This is a genomic window from Arthrobacter sp. DualSoilB13 (assembly GCF_055389195.1).
In genome coordinates, this window is sequence record NZ_AP035865.1 from 460,600 (window position 1) to 482,946 (window position 22,347).

Genomic DNA, 22,347 nt, shown 5'->3' on the forward strand with positions numbered 1-22,347 from the left:
CCGCGTTCGGTGAGGTCCTATTTGCCCCAGCAGACCTGGGATGCTTCGGTGGTGGTGATGCTCTTTACGCCGTCAGCGGGCTTGTCAGTGACGAGCTCCACGCCGGTGTTGAAGAAGTCCAGGCCCTCGGAGTTGGCGGGCTTTTTGCCGGTCTTTGCCAGGTCAACAATGGCCTTTACGCCCATCTCAGCCATTTTGACCGGGTACTGCTGTGCCGTTGCGCCGATGACACCGGACTTGACGTTGTTCACGCCTGTGCAACCGCCGTCGACGGAGACGATCAGGACGTCCTTTTCCTTGCCTGCGGACTTCAGAGCTTCGAAGGCACCTGCGGCTGCGGGCTCGTTGATGGTGTAGACAACGTTGACATTAGGGTTCTTGGCCAGAAGTGTCTCCATAGCGGTTCGTCCACCGTCTTCAGCGCCCTGGGAAGCCTGGCTGCCGACAATTTCGTAGTCGCCGCCCTTGCCGCCGGTGTAGGTTCCCGACTTGGCCTCGTCGCCGTTCTTCTTCTTGTCCGCGGTATCGATGCCGAGGCCGGTCAGGAAGCCTTGGTCGCGGTTGTAGTCCACCGAGACAACCTTGTCGTCAAAGAGGTCGATGAGGGCGATGACGGCCTTCTTGCCCGCCAGTTGCTGGGCTGTCCACTTGCCGATCAGTTCGCCGGCATTGAAGTTGTCGGTAGCGAACGTGATGTCAGCTGCATCAGCCGGGTCCGGCGGTGTGTCCAGGGCAATGACAAACAACCCGGCATCCTTGGCCTTCTTCAGGGCGTCCACCACTGAGGGACCGTTGGGGGTGATCAGAATGCCTTTGTCGCCCTTGGAGATTGCGTTTTCAATGGCCTGGATCTGGGTGTCCTCGTCGCCGTCGGCCTTGCCGGCCGCAAGCTTCAGATCGACGCCGTCCGCTTCGGCGGCCTTCTTCGCGCCATCCTGCATTGAGACGAAGAACGGGTTGGAGGTGGTCTTGACGATCAGCGAGACACCGATCTTCTCTTCAGCACCGCTGGATGAAGGGGAGGAGCTGCCTCCGCAGGCTGTCAGGCTAAGTGCGCCGAGGGTGAGGACTGCACCGGCGGCAAGAATGCGGGTCCGGGTGGACCGCGTGACTTTGGAACTCAACATTGAAACTCCTGTTTTTGTGGCTGTTGGCGGTGCATTTCTGCGACTGACAACGTTGTCAGGTAACATGTAAGCAAGCTCACACGATAGAGTCAAGTACTAATTCGAGTTGAGGAGCAGCAAGTTGACAACGATGTCTAATCGTTACCAGTCCGAGCCCCGTAAGCGCCCGACAATGAAAAACGTGGCTGATCTTGCAGGGGTTGGGATTAAAACAGTCTCTCGAGTGGTAAACGACGAGCCGGGGGTTTCCGAGGCCACCCGGCAACGGGTAATGCGGGCTACGGAACAACTGCAGTACCAACTGGACATCACAGCGGGCAGCCTGAAGCGTTCCGGACGCAAAACCCAGTCCATCGGCTTGCTGCTCCCGAGCGTATCCAACCCGTTCAGCGGGGAGATCCACAGAGCCATGGAAGATGCCTTGGCCGTTCGTGGAATTGCGGTCTTCGCGGCAAGCCTGGATGACGATCCCGACAGGGAGCGGAAGCTCATTTCAGCTTTCCTTGGGCGCCGCGTGGACGGCCTTGTGCTGACGACCATCGCCAAGAGCCAGGCTTACATGATTCCGGAGCACTCCCGCGATCTACCGCTGGTGTTCATTGACCGTGAGCCTGCGGGTATTGAGGCTGACGCGGTGGTCACTGACAACGAAGTTGGCGCGGCACGGGCAGCGGCCCACCTCATTGAGCATGGACACGCCCGCCTGGCTTACCTTGGTGACCGCACTGATATCCAGACTGCCGCAAGACGCCGGGCAGGGTTCCTGGACGGCATTGGGCGGGCAGGCATTTCCACCTCTGATGTCGCCATCCGTGAGAACCTGCACGATGAGGAAACCGCAGCTCGGGCAGCTCACGAACTGCTTACCTCAGAGAACCCGCCAACGGCAATCTTTTCCAGTCAAAACCTCGTGACGTTTGGCGCCATGCGTGCCCTGAAAGCCCTCGGCCTCCATCAAAAGATCGCCCTCATTGGGTTCGATGATTTCACTCTGGCGGACATGATGGACCCCGGGATCACGGTGATCGCCCAGCACCCTGAACGCATCGGCAAGCTGGCGGCTGAGCGGATCCTTGCAAGGATCGACGGCGACGATAACCCCGCCCGAACCTATGTCATCCCAACCGAACTTATCCAGCGGGGTTCCGGCGAAATCCGGCCCTCCAGCTAATCCGTACAAACAGCAGTGCAACCCGAAACCAACTGAGCAAAGGACTGGCCTTGAGCAAAACACTGTATGCAGAGTTCACCGTCAAAGAAGGCAGCGAAACCCGCGTCGCGGAAATGATGGCAACCCTTACCGAGCACGTCCGTAACGAACCGGGGAACGTAATGTTCCTGCCCTATACGCGGGAAAGTAACCCCCGTGAGTACTTCGTCTTCGAGGTATACCGGGACGAGCAGGCTTTTCAGGATCACATCGGCGCAGACTACGGCCGGGAGTTCAACGCCGAACTTGCCGATCACATTGAAGGCGATGGTTCAGTCCTGACCTGGCTGAAACCATTGATGTAACCACGCACTAAAACCCCAGGGACGGCGGCCGGCGAAAGCCGGCCGCCGTCCCTGTTAGTCAATGGTTGCCTACTTCTTCCCGGGAAGGAACATCGATCCTTCCATGGGGGTTACTGTGAGGGACTTCAGTTGTGCGGTTCCACCCTCCGCGAAGAGGGCGATCTTGTCAGCGCCGGCATTGGGGAATACCTGATCCGTGATAGTCCGGAGACCGTCGGCGGTGAATACTTCCACTGATGAGCGGTCCACATACACCTGCAAGGTCACATTGCCCTTCTTGTCCAGTGTAACCGGGGCGTCCTCAACGGAGGCGAATGCCGGGTGGAACGTGGTGTTACCGGAGTTTGTGCGGTCAACGAAGACCTTGCCGGTGGTGGAGTCATAGCCAATGACGGTGGAAGAGTTGCCGTCGCCCAGTACGGTGATGCCTGATTTTGTCGCCGTGCCGGGTGCGAAGGTGATATCCACTCGCTGGACCTGCCCTGAAGCAGCCGCGGGCAGCGGTGTTGTTCCAGCCTTGATAATGCCGCCCTTCTTGTCCGTGTAGCTGGGCTTCTTCGCGAGCTTGTCCACTTGCTTGACCACGCTTTGGGCAAGGCGAGGTCCGTCCGGAGTCTGCGTCAGCTTCACCTCGCGGGGCAGGGACATGGCGCTGCGCCAAGGGCTGGTGGGGATGTTGTTGGCGTAGTCCCAGTTGTTCATCCAACCCAGCATGACCCGCTTGTTATCGGGCATGTTCGCAAACGAAACGGCCGCGTAGTAATCGCGTCCATAGTCCAGCCAGTCATAGGCCTCCAGCCGGGACTGTGCTGCCGTGGAGCTCGCCGTGAACTCATCTGCGAGGATGTGTCCCCAGCCGAATCTGTTGTTATCGACAACCTTGATGTGTGCCTGCTGGCCAACGAATTCCTTGACATCCCAGGAGGTCCAATCCAGAGTCTCACTGTCGTTGCCGGTGGCTGTGCGGACCACTTTCCCGTTGACCACCAAGTTCACCGTTTCTTCATCGGACCTGGGGACGGCGGCTGTATCAGTGAGCATGACGTGATCGAGCGTGAGGTGGCCCCACCCGCCCGTGGCTTCGTCAACGATCCGCAACTGTGCGTTCTGTCCCGCGAACTCCGAGACATCCCAGCCCTTCCAGTTCAACAAGCCGGCGTTGTCACCGGCCAGCGAGCGGACCACGTTGCCGTTGACAAGCAACTGGACGGCCAAGGTCTGGCCGGAGTCCGCTGCGCGGTTGCCGCCGCCCACCAGCATGGACATGAAGTTCTTTGTGATCGGGAACCCCGGGGAAGTCAGGGTGCCCTGGCGGTCATCGCCGGGCACGGTGCCGGTTTCAAAGGTGTTGATGCGTTTGGCACCAATGTAGAAGTCCCCACCGCTGGTAGCCGGCTGGTAATTGGGGGTCAGGTCTCCTGTCCCTGTCCAGCCTGCATTGGCCAATGATGTGCCTTCCGGAACTTCGAAGCCGTCAAACTTCAGCTCGCCCGGAGGCGGGGTGTTGTCCAGCTTGTCAGAGACGCGGGGGTGCTTGCCGCCGCCGACGAGGAAATTCAGGTAGTCGTCAGTCACAGTAAAGGTTGGCGACTGCATGGAACCCAGCGGCCAGTCGCCGTCGTTGAATGAATTGATCAGTCCTGGTCCGCCGAATCCGGCGACGGGACTCTGACCGGGCAGGGAGCCGGCGGCCGGGGTGTCGCCGAACGGACCATTTTTCCAGTTTCCTGGTTCGTTGTTCACGGCCCAGCCGTTATAGCTGCCGTCGTTGAAGCCTGCCAGGACAGTGCCGGCCGGCGCTTGGGCTGCTGGTTCGGTGGTTTCCGAGGTGAAAGTGGTGCCGTCGAAGTCACCCACGAAGTACTGTCCGGCCGAGCCCCCCGCGACGCCGCCGGGGTTGATATTGACTACCATGACCCACTTGACGTTGTTCTTGTCCCCATCCACTGCGAGGGGAAACAAGTCAGGACATTCCCACTGGCCGCCGGTCGCGTTGGCGGGTCCGAATTCGCTGAGTGCAGTCCAATCCTTAAGGTTGCTGGACTTGTACAGGAGAACCTTGTGATCCTGGGACTCCACTGCGGTCATGACCCAGTAACCACCGCCCGCCGGGTTGTCATACCAGAAGACCTTTGGGTCCCGGAAGTTGGCTGAATTGCGGTTCAGCACAGGGTTTCCTGAGTATTTGGTCCAGGTCTTTCCGTCGTCCAAGCTGTATGCCAAGGACTGCGCCTGCAGGCCCCGGTACGGGGATGGTTCCTTGTAGGCGCTGGTGTAGATGGCCACCAGCGGCGGATTTTCCTTGGTTCCGAAGCCCGTGGTGTTGTCCTTATCAACCACAATGCTGCCGGAGAACACATCTTCCTGCGCATCGGTGGACAGGGCCAACGGCTGCTCTTGCCAATGGACCAAGTCCTTGGACGTTGCATGACCCCAGGACATGTTTCCCCACGTGTTGCCGGAGGGATTGTGCTGGTAGAACAGGTGGTAGACGCCCTTATGGAAAACCATCCCGTTGGGATCGTTCATCCAATTCTTTGCTGGCGTGTAATGGTAGGCAGGTCGAAAGTCCTCGCTTCCTACCTCCGGCGCAGCAGAGGCCGGCGCAATGCCGGCCATGATTCCCGAAAGTGTCAGGCCAGCCAGCGTCAACGCAGACGTCGCCGCCCGCATCCTGTTCATAGTGGATTTCGTCATTGTTCTCCTCGTTCGCACTTCATTGCGCGTGCCCATCCCCATTTAGACAACGTTGTCAGTGGTTGAAAAGCTACGATAAGTCCAGTGGACAAGTCAACGGTTTTAGCGACGCCCTTGAACTCAATTCCGCGAGCTCGGCTGAATGGACATCGTTGTCTTCGCACCGCCTGAAGGCAGCCCCCTGGGGTGACTTCCCGCCGTCGAACCTTGAATCCGGCGACGCGCTAGAGGCGATCCGTCGCATCAAGCGGCAGTCCGCGAAGGACGCCGTCCGGCTGGTAGTGACGCTCGGAGACCAAGGCTCAGGCAGGGGCGTGTTCCCGGCAGGACACAACCCCGCACTGCTGAAACTGCAGGAAGTGAACAGCTACGACCAAGGCTTGGTGGAGCTGAGCTACACAGTCCGGAAACGCCCCTAAACCGAAGCGCCCGCGGGCACCAACGCAGCGTCAAAGAAAGCCCGCTCCAGCCGCACGGCCTCCGCGAAGGTCGCGGCAACACCCTGTCGTTCCGCCGCGTCAACAGGCTCGACGGCGTCAAACTCGTCGCGTAGCCACGTCACCCACGCGTTGTACTCGGGGTTGTTGTGGAGGCGGACCCACTCGGCATGCTTAGCGTGCGCCGGCCAGCTGGCGGGTTCGCCAGCGCGGGCAGCCCAGTCTCCGTAAAGCCACTCGGCAACCAGCAGCACTGCCAGGACTTTCGGGTAGGAACGGGTAGCGAGGGCGCTCCGCATCAGATGGTCGAAGTTGCTGGTCGCTGGTCCCAGCGCAGGCGCGGTTCGGTCCACCTCCGGAACATCGAGATCGTTGAAGCAATCCTGGAAGTACGTATTCTCGTCCGAAGCGAAAGCCCCAAGAACCGCGGCAAACACAAGACGCGAAGGCAGCGAAGGCGCCGATGCGACGGCTTGCCCGAGGAGTGCTGTGAAGGCATCGCAGAACTGGTAATCCTGAACAAGGTAGCGGCGCAGGTGGTCATCGGAAAGGGACCCGTCCAGCAGCTGGTCCACAAAAGGATGGTTGACGGCGGCGTCCCAATCCTCGGCGCACTGGTTCTTGAGTTCTTCGGCAAAGCCCACGGTGTTTCCTCCTGAGGTGTCAGCATCGGAGCCTAGCAGCGTATTGCGCCCTACCGGCGGGGGTTACGCTCTGGTGCCGGTCCCGGCGCCAGCGTAGGCTCTGGCCATGACGAACGAGCACGCTTCGAAGACGATCGTGGTTGGCTATGACGGATCCGAAGAATCACACCGGGCCGTCCAATGGGCCGCACATCACGCCATCCTGCGGAACTGCTCACTGCACGTTGTGCACTGTTCCCTGTGGGTCTTGCTATCCCAAAACAGGGGCCCCGTTCCTGGCATCGCCGATAGTGGTTTGGAGCGGGCCGCCCAGAAAGTCCTTGAAGAAGGGACGGCGCTCGCAAAGGAGGCCGTCCCCGATCTGGAGGTCCACGCCACTTTGCTTCACGGAATGCCGCGCGATCATCTTGCGCACGTTTCGGCCGGCGCGGAGATGTTGGTCCTTGGAAGCCGCGGCCTTGGTGGGTTCATGGGCTTGCTGGTGGGGTCCGTGAGTTTGGAGATGGCGGCAACCGCAGAGTGCCCCGTCGCAGTGATTCGTGCCGATGACCACCCTGAGGGTCCAGTGCTGCTGGCTGTTGATGACTCGGGATCACCGGCAGCCCTGGACGACGCCTGCCTTTTCGCGGCCGCAACGGGTGCCGAGCTCAGGATCATTCACGTCCTGCACGAACCCGAAGGATACCGGCGGTTGCGAGAGCCGGTGGAAGCCTATCCCGAGGCAGAAGCGATGCTCGATGCCGTGCTGAGCCGGGCCCGCCACAAAGCTCCCGGGAGGACGGTGAGCGGAGAGCTGCTGGTGGATGCTTCATTCTCCCGTGCCGTGGTCAAGGCCTCACAAGCGGCACGCATCACAGTGGTGGGGACCAAAGGACATGGACTGATCAAGGGCACCATAGGTTCAACGGCACACGCAGTACTCCACCACGCCCATAGTCCCGTGTTGGTCTCCCGGCACAAGGCAGGCTCCGAAGCTTCTTAGGGCTCAGTCTTCCCTGGAGACCGCAGAGCTGGTTGGTCGTCGGAGGCCCTCACAGGGACTCCCTCCGGTGCCGGACCCGCATTTATGGTGGAGGGCATGGATAATCGGGCGGAAGTTCGCGAATTTTTGATCTCCCGGCGTGCCCACGTGGCACCTGAGCAGGTGGGGCTGCCCACGGGATCCAACCGGCGGGTCAAGGGTCTGCGCCGCAGCGAAGTAGCCACCCTTGCCGGCTTAAGCGTTGAGTACTACACCCGCTTGGAACGCGGCGCCATTAGCGGCGCCTCCCCGCAGGTTCTTGAGAGCATCGCCCGCGCGCTGAACTTGGACGACGCTGAACGCGCACACCTGTTCGACCTTGCGCACGCCGCCAGTCCAGTTGCCCGGCCGCCACGGCGCCGGAACTCGAAATCCTATGTGCCCCACCAGAGCCTGCAGTGGGCGCTGGATGCTGTCACGGCCGGACCCGCGTTTGTCCGGAATGGCCGGATGGACCTCTTGGCCGTGAACCCCTTGGCCCGGGCGTTTTACAAGGACTGTTACGACATGCCGGGCCAGACGCCCAACATCGCCAGGTTCACGTTCCTGGACCAGCGCGCCCACGAGTTCTACCCGGACTGGGACGCTTTTGCGGAAATAACGGTTTCCATTCTCCGCACGGAGGCCGGACGGGACCCGCACAACAAGGAATTGCACGATCTCATTGGTGAGCTCAGCACCCGCAGCGAGGAATTCCGCACTCGCTGGGGCGCACATAACGTCCGGCACCACGGCACGGGTTTCAAGACGTTCAATCACCCGGTGGTGGGCGAAATGACGCTCGCCTTCGAGGGCTTGGAAATGGCCGCAGAACCAGGATTGACCCTGACCATTTACGCAGCTGAACCCGGGTCGCCGTCGGCCGAGCGCCTCCAACTGTTGGCCTCCTGGGCGGCGAGCGAATACGCCCAAGGCGTTCGCCCGGCGTCGGAGAAGACCCGAACGGACAGCTGACCGCCGGCGGTGCTGCCGCGCGCTACCGCCGATGGCAGACGGTCAGCGATTGACTTCTACGCGGACTTCCTGGCCTTCGAAGCGCGCAAGCTCTTCCCGGGTGGCTTTGGATCGTCCCAAATGAATGGTTTGGTCTGAGTATTCGATGCCTGACGCGTTGTAGTAAAAACCGAGGTTTCCCCAGGGGACGTAGTAGATCAGGTCACCGTCCTCGGGGTCGGACCCAGGTGACCCTTCATAGTGGAGGGGCCTGGGCAGGTCCGCGATCTTCTCCCGGCCGGCGAACTCTTTCATGCTGAGGGTGAGCGGCAGCATGCTCAGGAAGTCCCGGGTGGCGGGATTATCCTCCCCAATGGTGACGTCCAGTGACGCCGAACCGGCGCTGAAGTGCACCACGGTACCTACTACGTTGTGGGCGGCGGAGGTGGTTGCCTCACTGGGTTTTGAGGTCCCTCTGGCCGAACCCGGTGTCGTCTCCACGGCGGGGGATGGGCTGCAGCTGACTAGTGCCAACGCCACCAGCAGCAGTATTCCGGCGGTGGGGTGCTTCATGACTGGGAACCTTCCTTCCGGTCCTTGAGCATCAATAGCGTAAGTGGGACGAAGTAGAGCGCGGCGATTCCTGTTCCCACCAGCACGGGGCCTGTGGCACCAAGTGCGGATTCCAAGGCGTAACCGGCCATCCACGATCCCACGGCTGTGCCGAGGTTGAACGCTGAGGTGCTGAGAGCTGAAGCCAGCGTGGGTGCGTGCCCCGCGTAACCTACGGCTTTGACGATCAGAATCGGATTGGTGGCCATGCCGAAGAGCCCCAGCAGGAAGATCAGGACCACTGTCACCACGGCGTTATGGGAGAGGAAGGAAAGGGCACCCAACACCAGGAAGGTCATACCTGCCGCGACGAACAGCGCCGGATAGGGGCGGTGAGAGCCGAAATGACCTCCCAGATTGGAGCCAATGAAGGCTCCCACACCGTACGCCACCAGAACCAGCGGCACCACCGAGGCGGCCATTCCGGTGTTCTCAGTAAGCAGTGGCGAAATGAAGCTGTAGGCAGCCAGGGACGAGCCGCAAACGATCGCGCAGCCGGCCAGGACAAGCCAAACCCTCACATCGCGCATGCTGGCGAGCTCAGCGCGAACGGACGGTATGGGCCCGGATTCCGGCCCCACCGGGACTAGCCGGTACACCACAACAGCCCCCGCCAGCGCAAGAAGTGCCAGACCCCAGAAAGGGCCTCGCCAGCCAATCACCTGACCTGCGAAAGCGCCCAGCGGTACGCCAACAACATTTGCCAGCATCCCACCGCCCAACACCACGCCCAACGCCCGGGATGCCGACGCCGCACCTGCGGCTTTTGCACCTACGACGGCGGCTACCGCCCAGAAAGCGCCCGTCGCCAAAGCCGTGAGGAAACGTGCGCCAAGAATGAGTGTGAAGTCAGACGTGAGCGCCACCACGACGTGGCCAGCCGCAAAGACCAGCAGTGCAAGGCTTAGCGTCAGGCGTCGTGGCAGCTTAAGCGTGAGGATTGACATGGTGGGCGTTCCAACGATCATGCCTACGGCGAAGACCGTGATCATGAGGCCGGCGTTGGCTACGGACACCCCAAGGTCGCCCGCAATCTCAGGCAGGATCCCCGCCACAATGAACTCGGTGGTTCCCATCAGGAACACACCCGCAGCCAGAACGTACGTTACCAGTGGCAGACGCCGGGTCTTGACGGTGGAAATGGTGGTGGTCATGACTTCAGAACATCAGGTCTACGGGGTGTTAGGGAGTCCCGCTTAAGGGAGGTCCTCTGAGGGACTCCCTCGGTGAGCTGCCCCAACTGGGGCGCCCGGGCGATCAACGACGTTATATTGTCGGTGCCTCCTGACATGGTTGGTTCATGGAACAGGTTCAGGAGAGTCGAGTGGGTACGGCGGTATCCGATGCCCTTGTTCCTGCCTCCCCTGCGAACGTTCAGCTCGCGGCTCCGTCCAGCACCGTCAGCAGTGATCTGATCGAGCAGTTGCGGGTGTTGGAGGAGATGAAGTCGGCTATTACGGCTTTGCAGGCGAGGGTTGCGGTGGCTTTTGATCTGGCTCAGCGTGCTGAGCAGGCCGAGGCTGGTGTTCCTGCGTCCGAGCGTGGTCAGGGGGTGGGGGCTCAGGTGGCGTTGGCGAGGCGGGAGTCCCCGAATCGTGGGTCGAGGTTGTTGGGTTTTGCGAAGGCGTTGGTGGTGGAGATGCCGCGGACGTTGGCGGCTCTGCGGTCGGGGCAGTTGAATGAGTGGCGGGCCACGTTGCTGGTGAGGGAAACGGCGTGTTTGTCTGTTGAGGATCGGTGTGCGGTGGATGAGGAACTCGCCGCCGATACCGGGACTTTTGAGGGGAAGGGCGATAACGCGATCATTGCGGCGGTGAAGGCTGCTGCGTATCGGCGTGATCCGCGGTCGGTGGTGGGTCGTGCCAGTCGTGCCGCTGCTGAGCGGATGGTGAGTTTGCGTCCGGCGCCGGACACCATGACGTACCTGACGGCGCTGTTGCCGGTGGCTCAGGGGGTGGCGGTTTATGCTGCGTTGTCCCGGGCTGCTGATACTGCCCGTTCCACTGGTGTCGGGTCTGGTGGAGTAGCCCCGACCCGTGGCCAGGTCATGGCGGACACATTGGTTGAACGGGTTACCGGCACTCCGGGTGGGTTTTCGGGGATCAATCTGGATCTGGTCATGACCGACCGGACGCTCTTTCAAGGGGACAGTGAACCGGCCCGGCTCAAGGGGTACGGAATCGTCCCGGCAGAGTGGGGGAGGGAACTGCTGGGGTTGGGGCCGGGTGGAAGCCCAAGTCGGCGGCCCGGTTCCGGGCGGGCAGTGGCCGAACCACAGGCACGGGCAGGACAGGCAGCACAGGCACCGCCGGACACAGAGTTTGATGTGTGGCTTCGCCGGCTTTACACCGCGCCGTCCACGGGAGAGCTCCTTGCCACGGATTCCAAGGCCCGGCTCTTCACCGGCAGGTTACGGCGGTTCGTTGAGACTCGCGACGATACCTGCCGGACGCCGTATTGTGATGCGCCCATCCGGCATATCGACCATGTGGTTCCGTGGCGTTCAGGAGGGAAAACGAACCTTAGCAACGCCGCGGGGTTGTGCGAGGCGTGCAATCACACCAAGGAACACCCCGGTTGGAGCACTACATCCCTGCCCGGCGAAAACTACAGCGTGCACACCCTAGAAATCCGCACCCCCACCGGTCACACCTATCAATCCAAAGCCCCACCCCTTCCAGGGCATCAGCCCTCCAGGACGTAAAACGCTTCGAGGGTGTGAACCCTCTATTCCTCCGTGAAATCCCCGGCATCCCTGCGGAAGGTGCCCAGGACGCGGATAAGGTGATCGACGTCGTCGGGCCCAAAGCCGGACTTGCCGAAAACCTCGGCGTTAAGCGCCGCCGTCGCTTTCTTCGCCAAGGTGCGGCCCTCTGCGGTGAGCTCGATCAGGGTGGTGCGGCCGTCTGTTGGGTGCGGGGAACGAGCCACCAAGGCGGCTTTTTCCAAGCGGTCCACGGCGTTGGTTACCGACGTGGGATGGACCTGCAGCAGCGCGCTGGCCTTGTTCATGGGAAGTGCGCCGCTGCGGGCGAAACTCAGCAGCGCCAGCAGTTCGTAGCGCGCGAACGTCAGCCCGAACGGTTTCAGAACTGTTTCGATGCGCGCGAGCAGAATCTGTTGCGTGCGCATGATCGCAGTGATGGCGGCCATGGGCGCGGCGACATCGCCCCAGCCATGCCGTTCCCAGTTGCGCTGGGCGTCGGCGATGGGGTCGCGGGGGAGAGGGGTGCCCATGGGCCTCCTTCGGTTACATGATCGGCCTAGTGTCCCGGGTGGCTAGTCTCTCAGGTTCGGAAACTCTTCCTCCGTGTATTCCACGCCCAATCCGGAGGGCAGCGGGCCGTCGCCGTGCCGGGCGACCTCGGTTCCGCGCAGTTCCACGCGCCTGATTTTGCCGGAAATCGTTTTGGGCAGTTCGCCGAATTCCAGCCGCCTGATGCGCTTGAACGGTGCTAAATGCTCACGGCAATACTTCAGAATGTCCTCCGCAACCTTGGGCCCGGGTTCATAGCCCGCGGCCAACACGACGAACGCCTTGGGCACAGACAGCTTCACGGCATCAGGTGAGGGCACGACGGCGGCTTCGGCCACTGCGGGGTGTTCGATCAGGACGCTTTCGAGTTCGAAGGGCGACAAACGGTAGTCGGAGGACTTGAAAACGTCGTCATCCCGCCCCACATAGGTGATGACGCCGTCGGCGTCCCGGCTGGCCATATCGCCCGTGTGATAGTAACCATCCCGGAATGCTTCGGCCGTCTTGGCTTCGTCCCCGAAATAGCTCTTCATGAGCCCCACGGGCCGGGGGTCCAAGCGCAAGCAGAGTTCGCCGTCGTCGGCTTCCTCCCCGGTGACCGGGTCCACCAGGACGACGTCGTATCCGGGGAGCGGCCGTCCCATGGAACCGATTTTGACCGGCTGCGTAGGCGTGTTGGCGATCTGGACCGTTGACTCGGTCTGACCGAATCCGTCGCGGATGGTGACGCCCCAGGCCTTTTCCACCTGGCCGATCACTTCCGCGTTGAGGGGCTCACCGGCAGAGACCACCTTAAGCGGAGGGTGAGTGAGCTGGGTGAGGTCGGCTTGGATGAGCATGCGCCAGACGGTGGGCGGGGCACAGAAGCTTGTGACGCCTTCTTTGCCCATTTGGTTCATGAGGGCGGCGGCGTCGAAGCGCTGGTAGTTGTAGATGAAGACGGTGGCCTCGGCGATCCACGGTGTGAAGACGTTGGACCAAGCGTGCTTCGCCCAGCCGGGAGAGGCGACGTTCAGGTGGACGTCGCCAGGCTCCAGCCCAATCCAGTACATGGTGGACAGGTGACCCACCGGGTAGGACGTGTGCGTGTGTTCCACCAGCTTGGCGCGCGAGGTGGTTCCGGAGGTGAAGTAGAGGAGTAATGTGTCATCAGCGAGGGTGGGGGCGTCGGGCGTAAATTCCGTGCCGGCGTCGTATGAGTCTGCGTACTGTCTTGCCTCGGCGGTGGTTCTCTCGGATCCGACCTCGATCAGCGTGTAGCCGCCCTCGACGTCGGCGAACTTGCCGATGTTTGCGCTCCCGACCGCCACCCAGGTGGCACCGCCGCGCTCTACCCGGTCCTGAAGATCGCGGGCGCCCATGAGGGTGGTGGTGGGGATCATGACAATGCCCAGCTTGATGCCTGCCAGCATGAGTTCCCACAGCTCAACCTGGTTGCCGAGCATGATGATCATGTGGTCGCCGCGTTTGACGCCTTGGTCGCGCAGCCAGCTGGCGAGTTGGGAGGAGCGCTGCGAGAGGTCCTTGAACGTGCGGCGCGTGGAGCTGCCGTCCTGTTCCACGATCACCAGCGCGGGCTTGTTGCCTCTGGTCTCGTCTGCCGCGATCTGGTCGAACCAGTCGAGGGCGAAGTTAAATTCCTCAAAGCGTGGCCACTGGAACTCGGCGTGAGCCAGTTTGTAGTCTTCGCGCAGTTCCAGCAGCCTGTCCCGGGCCGCACGGAAGTCGTCTGTGACTGTCATAGTCCACCTTTCGCTTTCGGGTTCCCTGGCACCTTCGCCGAAGCATCCCGCCTAGTGATCCACATCACCTTGCAATATACTAGGACATCCAAGGGTTTGGAAGAGCCTATGCGGGACATGACGAAGGGGTCTAATGCTCGACGAAAAAGCTGCCGGCACCGTTACCAACGGTGCGGCATCAGAACGCATCCTGCCTCCTTACCCGGAGGCGGACTTGATGCATGTTATTGACCTGCTCCCCCCGGAGGAGCGTGCCCGGTACCTGGAGGTCAGGGAGTTCCTGCAGGCGCGGATCCGGGCTGCGAGCATCGACTACTGGAACCGGGAGGAATTTCCGTTCGGGCTGCTGGCGGACATGGCTAAGTTCGGGCTGGGCGGGCTTCAAACCGACGGTTCCTCAAAGCTCTTCAAGGGCCTCATGTACACCGAGGTGGCCCGCGCGGACGTGTCTCTTTCAGCGCTGGTGGGGATCCACAACGAGCTCATTGTCGGCATGATTGATGAGCTAGGTTCCCCCGAGCAGAAGCGCAAGTGGTTGCCCGGGCTTGAGGCTTTCACCCAGCTGGGCGCCTTCGCACTCACCGAACCGGACCACGGTTCGGACATCGCCGGAGGGCTCTCGACGACGGCGCGGCGCGACGGCGGCGAATGGGTCATCAGCGGTGCCAAGCGCTGGATAGGGGCAGGGACGATTGCCGACTTCGCCTTGGTTTGGGCTCGTGATGAATCCGACGGGCACATCAAGGGTTTCATCGTGGAGACCGACCGCCCCGGGTATGCGGCCACCAAGATTTCGAACAAGATCGGCCTGCGCATCATGCAGAATGCGGACATCGTATTGGACGAGGTCCGCATTCCTTCGGAGAACCTCCTGCCCGGCGCCACTGAGTTCTCCCGCGCCAATGATCTATTGCGCGATTCCCGTGCCTGGGTGGGATGGCAGGCCGCGGGGATCCAATTGGCAGCCTTTGACATAGCCCGTTCCTACGCGTTGCAGCGCAAACAATTCGGCAAGGAACTGGCACGCTTCCAGCTTGTCCAGCAGCAGCTTGCCGACATTCTGGGCAATGCCAACGCTTCGCTGTCCATGATGGTGGAGCTAGCCCGGATCCAGCAGGCCGGGAAACTCGAAATGGTGCAGGCCGCCATGTGCAAGGCCACCACTACCCGGCTGGCCCGCTCGTCCGTGGCGATGGGCCGTTCCTTGCTGGGCGGGAACGGAATCACCACGGACTACGAGATGGGCAAGCTCTTTGGCGACGCCGAAATCCTCTACACCTACGAGGGCAGCTACGAGATCAACTCCATGATCGTGGCCCGCGCGGTGACGGGGAAGTCGGCGTTCGTTTAGGGATCCGCCGGCGGTGCTTTCTCACCCACTGGGCAGATCCTATTGGTGTTACAATATGTAACATGAAAGCGCCTGATCGGGAGTCGGGGCCGCGTGCTTATCGGATGAACGCAAGGCAGGAAGCCGTTGCCGCAACCCGTGAGCGGATACTGTCCGCCGCCTACGAGCTGTGGCTGGAGAGTCCTTACGACCAGGTTTCCATTGATGCCGTCTCCAAAATCGCGGGAGTGTCCAGGCAGACTGTCATCCGCCACTTCGGAACCAAGGACGAACTCGCGGTCGCCGTAGCCGACTGGCAGAAACCCGGTGAGGACGCACTCCGCGAGGCTACGCCCGGAGATGCTGACGGAGCAATCGCCAAGCTTCTGGACCGCTACGAGACCATGGGCAACGCCAACATTCGCATGCTTGAACTCGAAGGTCGAGTGCCTGCGATCGACCACTTGCTCACCATTTCCCGGGCAGGTCACCGTGAGTGGATCGAACGCACGCTGATCGCCGGCGTGACCGGCGATGAAAGGCTGGTCTTGGCGCTCTATGCTGCCACCGATGTCACCCTCTGGAAGCTTCTGCGCCGCGACCTCGGGCAGTCCCGGGCAGAGACTGAAGCAACGATCCTCCGGCTGGTCCACGGAGTGTTGGGTGGGAGTCCGGAGAAACGTTCATCCGAAAGTTCAGCCGGAAAGGATTAGGAACATGAGCCGCTACCTGTTCGCTATCTGGGACGGGGGAGGAGCCGTGGCGCCGGAGCTCGGAGTTGCCAGGCGACTCATTGAGAATGGCCATCAGGTAAGGGTTCTGGCCGACCCAACCCTGCGCGCCCAGGTGGCCGCGGTGGGTGCCACGTTCAGTCCATGGGTTCGGGCTCCCCATCGCACTTCAAACGATCCGTCCGGGGACGTGGTGAAGGATTGGGAGGTGCGGACGCCCTTCGAAGGCCTGCGAAGAATGCGTGACAGGCTCATTGGCGGACCCGCGGAGCTTGTGGCGAGCGAGACGGCCGAGCAGATTGGCGACTATTCACCAGACGCGCTCATGGCGGACTACTTCATGTTTGGCGCTATGATCGCGGCGCAAGGAGCCGGGCTGCCAGTAGCCGCTGTGATGCCCAATATCTGGGCGCTCCCCGTGCGCGGCGTTCCGCCGATCGCCGCCGGTTTCCCCTTGGCACAGGGCGTTCCCGGACGTGTCCGCGACGCCATGCTCATCGCCCTCGTAAACCGGGTTTTCGCCAAGGGATTGCCGGCCCTCAACCAGGTGCGCGACCGCCACGGGCTGCGGCCCCTGCGGTCCTTTTATGATCAGGTTTTGGGTGTCGACCGTATTTTTGTGCTCTCCAGTTCCATCTTTGATTACGCATCGCCGTTTGTGCCGGCGAATGTGAGCTACGCCGGGCCGGTGCTCGACGAACCTCAGTGGACAGTGCCATGGGTCCCGCCCTGGTCAGAGGATGACGCTCGGCCCCTGATTCTTGTGGGCCTCAGTTCGACGTTCCAGAACCAGGGAGACTTGCTGCAACGCATTGTCGATGCCCTCTCCACCATGCCTGTACGGGCGGTGGTGACCACCGGACCGATGATCGACCCGGATGCGCTGACAGCAAACAGCAACGTGAGCGTGGTGCGTGCGGCGCCCCACGGACCCATCATGGAAAAAGCTGCCTTGGTGGTGACGCACTGCGGGCATGGCACTGCCCTGAAAGCCCTTGCCGCTGGCGTGCCCATGGTCTGCCTGCCCATGGGAAGGGACCAAGACGACACAGCAGCCAGGATCGTCCACCACGGTGCCGGCGTACGGCTGGCTCCCAACGCGTCGGCGGAGAAAATCCGGCGTGCAGTGGCGGAAGTGCTGGAACGGGACAGCTACCGGCTCGCGGCTGCCCAACTTTCCTCGTCCATTACTGCCGAGCTTGCGTCCAGCCGGCTGGTGGAAGAACTTGGGTCCCTGGCAAGCAAGCCGAACCAGCCACGCCAGCGCTCCTAGGAGTTTCACCAAGCGCAGGAGCCAACGCCGGCCTCCTCATTGCACGCGAGTCAAGATGCGTGGTCCAGCCGCCGCATGCTCGGCCAGAACTCCGGTGTGGTGCCTGATGCGGAGACGGTAGAGCAGGGTTCCGCCGATGATCACCGCGGCAACGAACATGACGCCGCCCCATTGCAGATACCACTCAAACGGCGGCACTGAGTTGTAGATCTCCGGTCGAGGCCAGACCAGGTTCAGCGTCATGGCGCCACCCCACAGCACGGCCAGGATGTTGACGGGGAGACCCCATTTGCCGAGGCTGAATCCCGGTTCTGTCTCGTCGTCCTTCAGGGGCCACTTTTTCAGGAACCTTTGCCGCAGCATGGGCACGGTCACCAGGAGGTAGGACAGATAGATCAGGACGATGCTAATGCTGGACAGAATGGTGAAGATGGCTGGCTGGGAGATGTTGACGATCAGGGGAATCACTGCCACTACACCGATGACGATTGCAGCCACCGTGGGGGTTTTGCGGGTGGGATGCACCTTGCTGAGCTGACGGCTGAAGGGAAGGTTGTTGTCCCTGGCCATGGCAAACATCATCCGGATAGCTGCCGCGTGCACGGCCAGCGTGCAGACCACAACAGCTACCACGATGCACGCCAGGAACGCCTTGCCGAAGGGGCCACCCAGCACTGACAGCACAATGTACTGCAGCCCGCCATCGGCCGCTCCAAGCTTGGGATCGGAAAGATCGGGGGCCGCCAGGATTCCGCCCAGCAGGAGCAAACCTCCCAGGAGGAAGGATGCCGTGACAGCGCGGAGAATGGCGCGGGGTGCGGTTTTCTTGGGGTCCTTGGTTTCTTCACCCAAGGAACTGGCGGTGTCGAATCCGTACATGACATAACCGGAAGCCATGGCGGCGATGAGGAATACTCCGAAGAAGCCCATCGGATGTTCTTGGCCGAATCCAGCGGTATCGAGGAGGACTTCAGGTCCCCGCACCGAGTGCCACATGAGCGCCGCAATGAGCAGAACAGCGGCAACCAGTTCCACAAAAACGCCCACACTATTGATCATGGTCATGAGCTTTACGCCGAAGGCATTGATGAGCGTGGAAATGCCGATCATGATGCTAGCCAGGATGACTCCGTTGACCGCAAAGTCGTAGGGGCCGGTGCCATCGCCCACCAGCTGGAAGCCACTCCAAATCTGCGGCAACGTGATTTGGAGGGCCAAGGCAACAGATCCCAACGCCATGATGGAGGAGAGCAGTAGTAACCAGCCCGCCAACCAGGCCCACGTTCCCGTGGAAAGCCTTTTGGCCCAGTTATAAACCGATCCGGCCACAGGGTATCGTCCGGCCAGTTCCGCAAAACACAGGGCTACCATGAGCTGGCCTACGAAAACAATGGGCCACGACCACGCGTAGGCGGGTCCCGCCGTCGAAAATCCGAAGTAAAACAGTTGGAAAACGCCGGTGAGGATGGAGATGTAACTGACGCCGGCGGCGAAGCTGGCAAACTTTCCGATGCTGCGGTCAAGGGTTTGGGCGTAGCCAAACTCGTCCATACCGCTTGCATCGCTCTTGCAGGGTCCTATTTTGCTGGGTTCTAACATTCGAACTCCTAATTCAGACATGCATGAATGGTGATAGCCCGCGGCCGCCATTGGACGCAGTGGATATCAAAAGCCGGGCACCACGGTGTGCGTACGGCCGTTTCCCCCATTTTTTGTTGCGTTGGTCTAAAAGCAGGCGCCTTCTTAGGCGTGGGACAAGCTAAAGCCGGCTTCCGCCGTCGTGGTTTCCTCCGTCCGGTGGGCACTGAGGCGGGCCTTGATGAGATCGGCGCAGCGCTCGCCGATCATCATCACGGTGATGTTGGGGTTTACGGTGACGTGTTCCGGCATGACGGAGGCGTCTGCCACGCGCAGGCCGGTGACGCCCTTGACGCGCAGTTCAGGATCAAGGGGCGACATCTCGTCGTCCGCAGGCCCCATGCGGACGGTGCCAACGGGGTGGTAGACGGTGTTGTGTGTTTTGCGGATGTAGTCCTGCAGCTCCTCGTCGCTCTGGGCCTCGATGCCGGGGGAGAGTTCCCGCCCGGTCCACTCGGCCATGGCTGGTTGAGCCGCGATTTCCCGGGCCTTGCGGATGCCTGCCACCATGACGCGCATGTCGTGCCCCTCGGGATCGGTGAAGTAGCGGGGGTCCACCATGGGTTTGTCGCGGAAGTCCCGGCTGCGCAGGCGAACCGTCCCGCGGGAACGGGCGTGGGTGACGTTCGGAGTCAGGCTGAAGCCGTTCTCCGTGGTGGGGTAGCCGTAGCGCAGGGTGTTCATGTCGAAGGGCACGGAGCCGTAATGCATCATGAGGTCCGGCCGGTCCAGGCCCTCTTCAGTGGGGGTGAAGATGCCGATTTCCCACCACTGGGTGGACGTCTGCACCATGGGCTGTCTGGCCTCGAACTGCACCACGCCTTCCGGGTGGTCCTGCAGGTGCTCGCCCACACCGGGGGAATCCACCAGAACCTCGATGCCATGCTGCTTGAGGTGCGCGGCCGGACCGATGCCGGAGAGCATAAGGAGCTTGGGGGAATCAATGGCGCCGGTGGACAGAATGACTTCGCGATGCGCGTTCAGCCTGTGCGTCCGGCCGAAGGCCGAGTCCACAACATCGACGCCGGTGCAGCGCTTGTCCGCGTCGAACACCAGTTGCCGGGCCCGCAAGCCGGTCAGCAGCGTGAAGTTTTCGCGATCGATGATGGGGTGGATGTAGGAGACGGAACTCGAAGATCGTGTCCCGTCCGAGCGGCGATTGATCTGGAAGAAATTGGCGCCGTTGACCACAGTGGTGCCGTCATTGAACTTCGCCCGGGGGATACCGGTCTGTTCGCAAGCATCCAGGAGCGCGATGCCCGCTGGATCTGCCGGGGGCACGTTCATCAAGTGCACTGGGCCGTCGTGGCCGTGGTGGGGAGCGTCCGGACCCGCGTCCTCGTTGCTTTCCAGGCGCTGGTACAAAGGCCAGGCGGCAGCAGCATTCCAGCCGGTGGCACCGTACTTTGACTCCCACTCGTCCAAGTCTTCGCGGGGAGCCCAGAAAGCGATGCAGGAGTTGTGGCTGGAGCAGCCACCCATCACCTTGGCGCGGGCATGGCGCATGAAGGAATTGCCGTTTTCCTGCGGTTCAACCGGGTAGTCCCAGTCGTACCCCGATTCCAGCAACTCCATCCAGCGGTCCAGCTGCAAGATCTCGGGCAGGTTGCGGTCGTCCGGACCCGCCTCCACCAGGGCAACGGTGACGGCAGGGTCCTCGCTGAGCCGTGCAGCGACGGCAGCTCCGGCAGATCCTCCACCGATGACGACGTAATCGAACCCGCGCTCGCTGAGGTTCTGGATGTTGTCAACGTGCATCTATTTCTCCTTGCCGTGGTCTGCGAACCAGCCGGTGACCTGCGGGCTGGTGTTCTGGTAGATGTGCTTGGCTTCCTGGTATTCGCCCAGTCCCGTGGGGCCGAGTTCGCGGCCTACGCCGGACTGGCCGAAACCGCCCCACTCGGCCTGCGGAAGGTAGGGGTGGTAGTCGTTGATCCACACCGTGCCGTGGCGCAAACGGCCCGCAACCCGCTGGGCCTTTCCGGCATCCTGGGTCCAGACCGCGCCCGCCAGTCCGTAGATGGTGTCATTGGCGGTGGCTACGGCTTCGTCTTCCGTGCGGAACGTTTCCACTGTTACTACCGGGCCAAAGGCTTCGTCGACCACTACCGACATTCCCCGGGTCACGCGGTCCAGAACGGTGGGCTGGTAGTAGAACCCGGCGTCGAACTTTTCGCCCTCAGGGGCGGCGCCGCCGCACCGCAGCCGCGCGCCCTCAGCCACGCCACGCTGAACGTAAGCGTCCACTTTCTCCCGGTGGGCAGCGGAAATCAGCGGCCCGGTTTCGGCGGACTCATCGAACGGGCCTCCGATGCGGATGCCCTGAGCCTTGCGGACCAGCTCGTCCACGAAGCGCTCCGCGATGGATTCCTCCACCACCAGCCGCGCACCGGCGGAGCAGACCTGGCCTGAGTGCACAAAAGCGCCATTTAATGCGTTGTCGACGGCGGCATCAAAGTCAGCGTCAGCGAACACGACGTTGGGGTTCTTGCCGCCGAGTTCCAATGCCACCTTTTTCACCGTGCCGGCTGCGGCCGCGGCGATGCGCTTGCCGGTTTCCAGGCCACCGGTGAAGGAAACCAAGTCAATGTCCGGGTGCTCAGAAAGTGGTGCGCCTGCCTGCGGGCCGGCGCCGGTCACCAGGTTTGCGACACCGTCCGGGAGACCCAGGTCCTGCAGCAACTGCATGGTCAGGATCGCGGTGGACGGGGTCAGCTCGGCAGGCTTCAGGACGAACGTGCAACCAGCCGCGAGTGCCGGCGCGATCTTCCAGGCTGCCTGCAGCAGCGGGTAGTTCCACGGCGTGATCAAGCCGCAGACGCCCACGGGCTCGTACACGATTTTGCTCACGACGGCGGGGTCCCCGGCGTCCACTACGCGGCCCGCCGACTGCCCGGCGAGCCTTCCGAAGTATTCGAAGCAGGCGGCGATGTCATCCATGTCGATGCGGCTTTCCATGATTCGCTTGCCGGTGTCCAGGGATTCGGCGCGGGCGAACTTTTCCCGGCGCTCGCGCAGTTCCGCGGCGACCTTGAGCAGGAAAGCGCCGCGCTCGGGAGCGGGGACGTTTGCCCACACGCCGGAATCGAAGGCTGCGCGGGCGGCGGAAATGGCTCGCTCGGCATCCTCGCGGCCGGCTTCGGAGACGGTGGCGACCAGTTCGCGGTCGGCCGGGTTGCGGATCTCGCGCACCGCGCCGGAAGAGGCCGGTTCCCACACGCCGTTGATGAAAAGTGTGGAGGCGGAATCGGAAAATGTGGCTTGGGTCATACGAGGCAGGCTAGTGCACTTTGAACATCTGTTCAAGGAAAAATGTGAACAAATGTTCAAAGTGGGCTTGTGTGTCGGCCGGATACTCTCACCCATCCCCGGTCCCGCCCGCTACGAACTC

19 protein-coding genes are annotated in these 22,347 nt (G+C 62.0%); 9 read left to right on the forward strand and 10 right to left on the reverse strand.

Annotated features, from left to right (window positions below):
* Positions 1-17 precede the first annotated feature (17 nt).
* Positions 18-1,127 carry a substrate-binding domain-containing protein gene (locus ACZ5J0_RS02315; RefSeq protein WP_223941619.1) on the reverse strand — a complete coding sequence of 370 codons (1,110 nt, stop codon included), beginning with the start codon at positions 1,125-1,127 and terminating at the stop codon, positions 18-20.
* Positions 1,128-1,299: 172 nt separating this feature from the next.
* Between ACZ5J0_RS02315 and ACZ5J0_RS02320 the strand changes: the two genes are divergently transcribed.
* Positions 1,300-2,298, forward strand: a complete 999-nt coding sequence (locus ACZ5J0_RS02320) for a LacI family DNA-binding transcriptional regulator (RefSeq protein WP_464094083.1) — start codon at positions 1,300-1,302, stop codon at positions 2,296-2,298.
* A gap of 50 nt (positions 2,299-2,348) precedes the next feature.
* Positions 2,349-2,642, forward strand: a complete 294-nt coding sequence (locus ACZ5J0_RS02325) for a putative quinol monooxygenase (protein WP_223941621.1) — start codon at positions 2,349-2,351, stop codon at positions 2,640-2,642.
* A gap of 69 nt (positions 2,643-2,711) precedes the next feature.
* Here ACZ5J0_RS02325 and ACZ5J0_RS02330 read toward each other — a convergent pair whose 3' ends face one another.
* Positions 2,712-5,339 (reverse strand): GH32 C-terminal domain-containing protein, encoded by a 2,628-nt coding sequence (locus ACZ5J0_RS02330; RefSeq protein WP_464094084.1) that lies wholly within the window; start codon positions 5,337-5,339, stop codon positions 2,712-2,714.
* A gap of 62 nt (positions 5,340-5,401) precedes the next feature.
* Between ACZ5J0_RS02330 and ACZ5J0_RS02335 the strand changes: the two genes are divergently transcribed.
* A complete protein-coding gene (locus ACZ5J0_RS02335) occupies positions 5,402-5,758 on the forward strand; it encodes a hypothetical protein (protein WP_464094085.1) in 357 nt (118 codons plus the stop codon).
* Here ACZ5J0_RS02335 and ACZ5J0_RS02340 read toward each other — a convergent pair.
* A complete protein-coding gene (locus ACZ5J0_RS02340) occupies positions 5,755-6,420 on the reverse strand; it encodes a TenA family protein (RefSeq protein WP_464094086.1) in 666 nt (221 codons plus the stop codon). The genes ACZ5J0_RS02335 and ACZ5J0_RS02340 overlap by 4 nt on opposite strands.
* A 106-nt stretch (positions 6,421-6,526) precedes the next feature.
* Here ACZ5J0_RS02340 and ACZ5J0_RS02345 point away from each other — a divergent pair, with 106 nt between their 5' ends.
* Positions 6,527-7,402 carry a universal stress protein gene (locus ACZ5J0_RS02345; RefSeq protein ID WP_464094087.1) on the forward strand — a complete coding sequence of 292 codons (876 nt, stop codon included), beginning with the start codon at positions 6,527-6,529 and terminating at the stop codon, positions 7,400-7,402.
* A gap of 96 nt (positions 7,403-7,498) precedes the next feature.
* Positions 7,499-8,395 (forward strand): helix-turn-helix transcriptional regulator, encoded by an 897-nt coding sequence (locus tag ACZ5J0_RS02350; RefSeq protein ID WP_464094088.1) that lies wholly within the window; start codon positions 7,499-7,501, stop codon positions 8,393-8,395.
* Positions 8,396-8,437: 42 nt separating this feature from the next.
* On the opposite strand, the gene ACZ5J0_RS02355 is transcribed toward ACZ5J0_RS02350, so the two are convergent.
* Together ACZ5J0_RS02355 and ACZ5J0_RS02360 are read right to left on the reverse strand one after the other, a co-directional pair.
* Entirely contained in the window at positions 8,438-8,947 is a 510-nt protein-coding gene (locus ACZ5J0_RS02355) for a cyclophilin-like fold protein (protein WP_464094089.1), read from the reverse strand.
* Positions 8,944-10,140 carry an MFS transporter gene (locus ACZ5J0_RS02360; protein ID WP_464094090.1) on the reverse strand — a complete coding sequence of 399 codons (1,197 nt, stop codon included), beginning with the start codon at positions 10,138-10,140 and terminating at the stop codon, positions 8,944-8,946. Before ACZ5J0_RS02360 ends, ACZ5J0_RS02355 begins: the two co-directional genes overlap by 4 nt.
* Positions 10,141-10,286: 146 nt before the next feature.
* Between ACZ5J0_RS02360 and ACZ5J0_RS02365 the strand changes: the two genes are divergently transcribed.
* Complete coding sequence (locus tag ACZ5J0_RS02365) at positions 10,287-11,690, forward strand: HNH endonuclease (protein ID WP_464094091.1); 1,404 nt, start codon at positions 10,287-10,289, stop codon at positions 11,688-11,690.
* A 23-nt stretch (positions 11,691-11,713) separates the two neighbouring features.
* On the opposite strand, the gene ACZ5J0_RS02370 is transcribed toward ACZ5J0_RS02365, so the two are convergent.
* Complete coding sequence (locus ACZ5J0_RS02370; protein WP_024819327.1) at positions 11,714-12,223, reverse strand: MarR family winged helix-turn-helix transcriptional regulator; 510 nt, start codon at positions 12,221-12,223, stop codon at positions 11,714-11,716.
* Positions 12,224-12,265: 42 nt separating this feature from the next.
* Positions 12,266-13,984, reverse strand: a complete 1,719-nt coding sequence (locus ACZ5J0_RS02375; protein WP_166841203.1) for an AMP-binding protein — start codon at positions 13,982-13,984, stop codon at positions 12,266-12,268.
* A 133-nt stretch (positions 13,985-14,117) separates the two neighbouring features.
* Between ACZ5J0_RS02375 and ACZ5J0_RS02380 the strand changes: the two genes are divergently transcribed.
* The 3 genes from ACZ5J0_RS02380 to ACZ5J0_RS02390 all read left to right on the forward strand — a co-directional run bounded on the left by ACZ5J0_RS02380 (position 14,118) and on the right by ACZ5J0_RS02390 (position 17,318).
* A complete protein-coding gene (locus ACZ5J0_RS02380) occupies positions 14,118-15,335 on the forward strand; it encodes an acyl-CoA dehydrogenase family protein (protein ID WP_464094092.1) in 1,218 nt (405 codons plus the stop codon).
* A gap of 62 nt (positions 15,336-15,397) precedes the next feature.
* On the forward strand, positions 15,398-16,027 hold the full coding sequence (locus ACZ5J0_RS02385) for a TetR/AcrR family transcriptional regulator (RefSeq protein WP_464094093.1): 630 nt from the start codon (positions 15,398-15,400) through the stop codon (positions 16,025-16,027).
* Positions 16,028-16,031: 4 nt separating this feature from the next.
* On the forward strand, positions 16,032-17,318 hold the full coding sequence (locus ACZ5J0_RS02390) for a glycosyltransferase (protein WP_464094094.1): 1,287 nt from the start codon (positions 16,032-16,034) through the stop codon (positions 17,316-17,318).
* Positions 17,319-17,354: 36 nt separating this feature from the next.
* Here ACZ5J0_RS02390 and ACZ5J0_RS02395 read toward each other — a convergent pair whose 3' ends face one another.
* From ACZ5J0_RS02395 to ACZ5J0_RS02405, 3 genes are all read right to left on the reverse strand, one after another.
* A complete protein-coding gene (locus ACZ5J0_RS02395; protein WP_142936875.1) occupies positions 17,355-18,917 on the reverse strand; it encodes an APC family permease in 1,563 nt (520 codons plus the stop codon).
* 144 nt (positions 18,918-19,061) lie between these two features.
* Entirely contained in the window at positions 19,062-20,714 is a 1,653-nt protein-coding gene (locus ACZ5J0_RS02400) for a GMC family oxidoreductase (protein ID WP_464094095.1), read from the reverse strand.
* Positions 20,715-22,226, reverse strand: coding sequence for an aldehyde dehydrogenase family protein (locus ACZ5J0_RS02405; RefSeq protein WP_464094096.1), 1,512 nt, complete (start codon positions 22,224-22,226; stop codon positions 20,715-20,717).
* Positions 22,227-22,347: the final 121 nt, after the last annotated feature.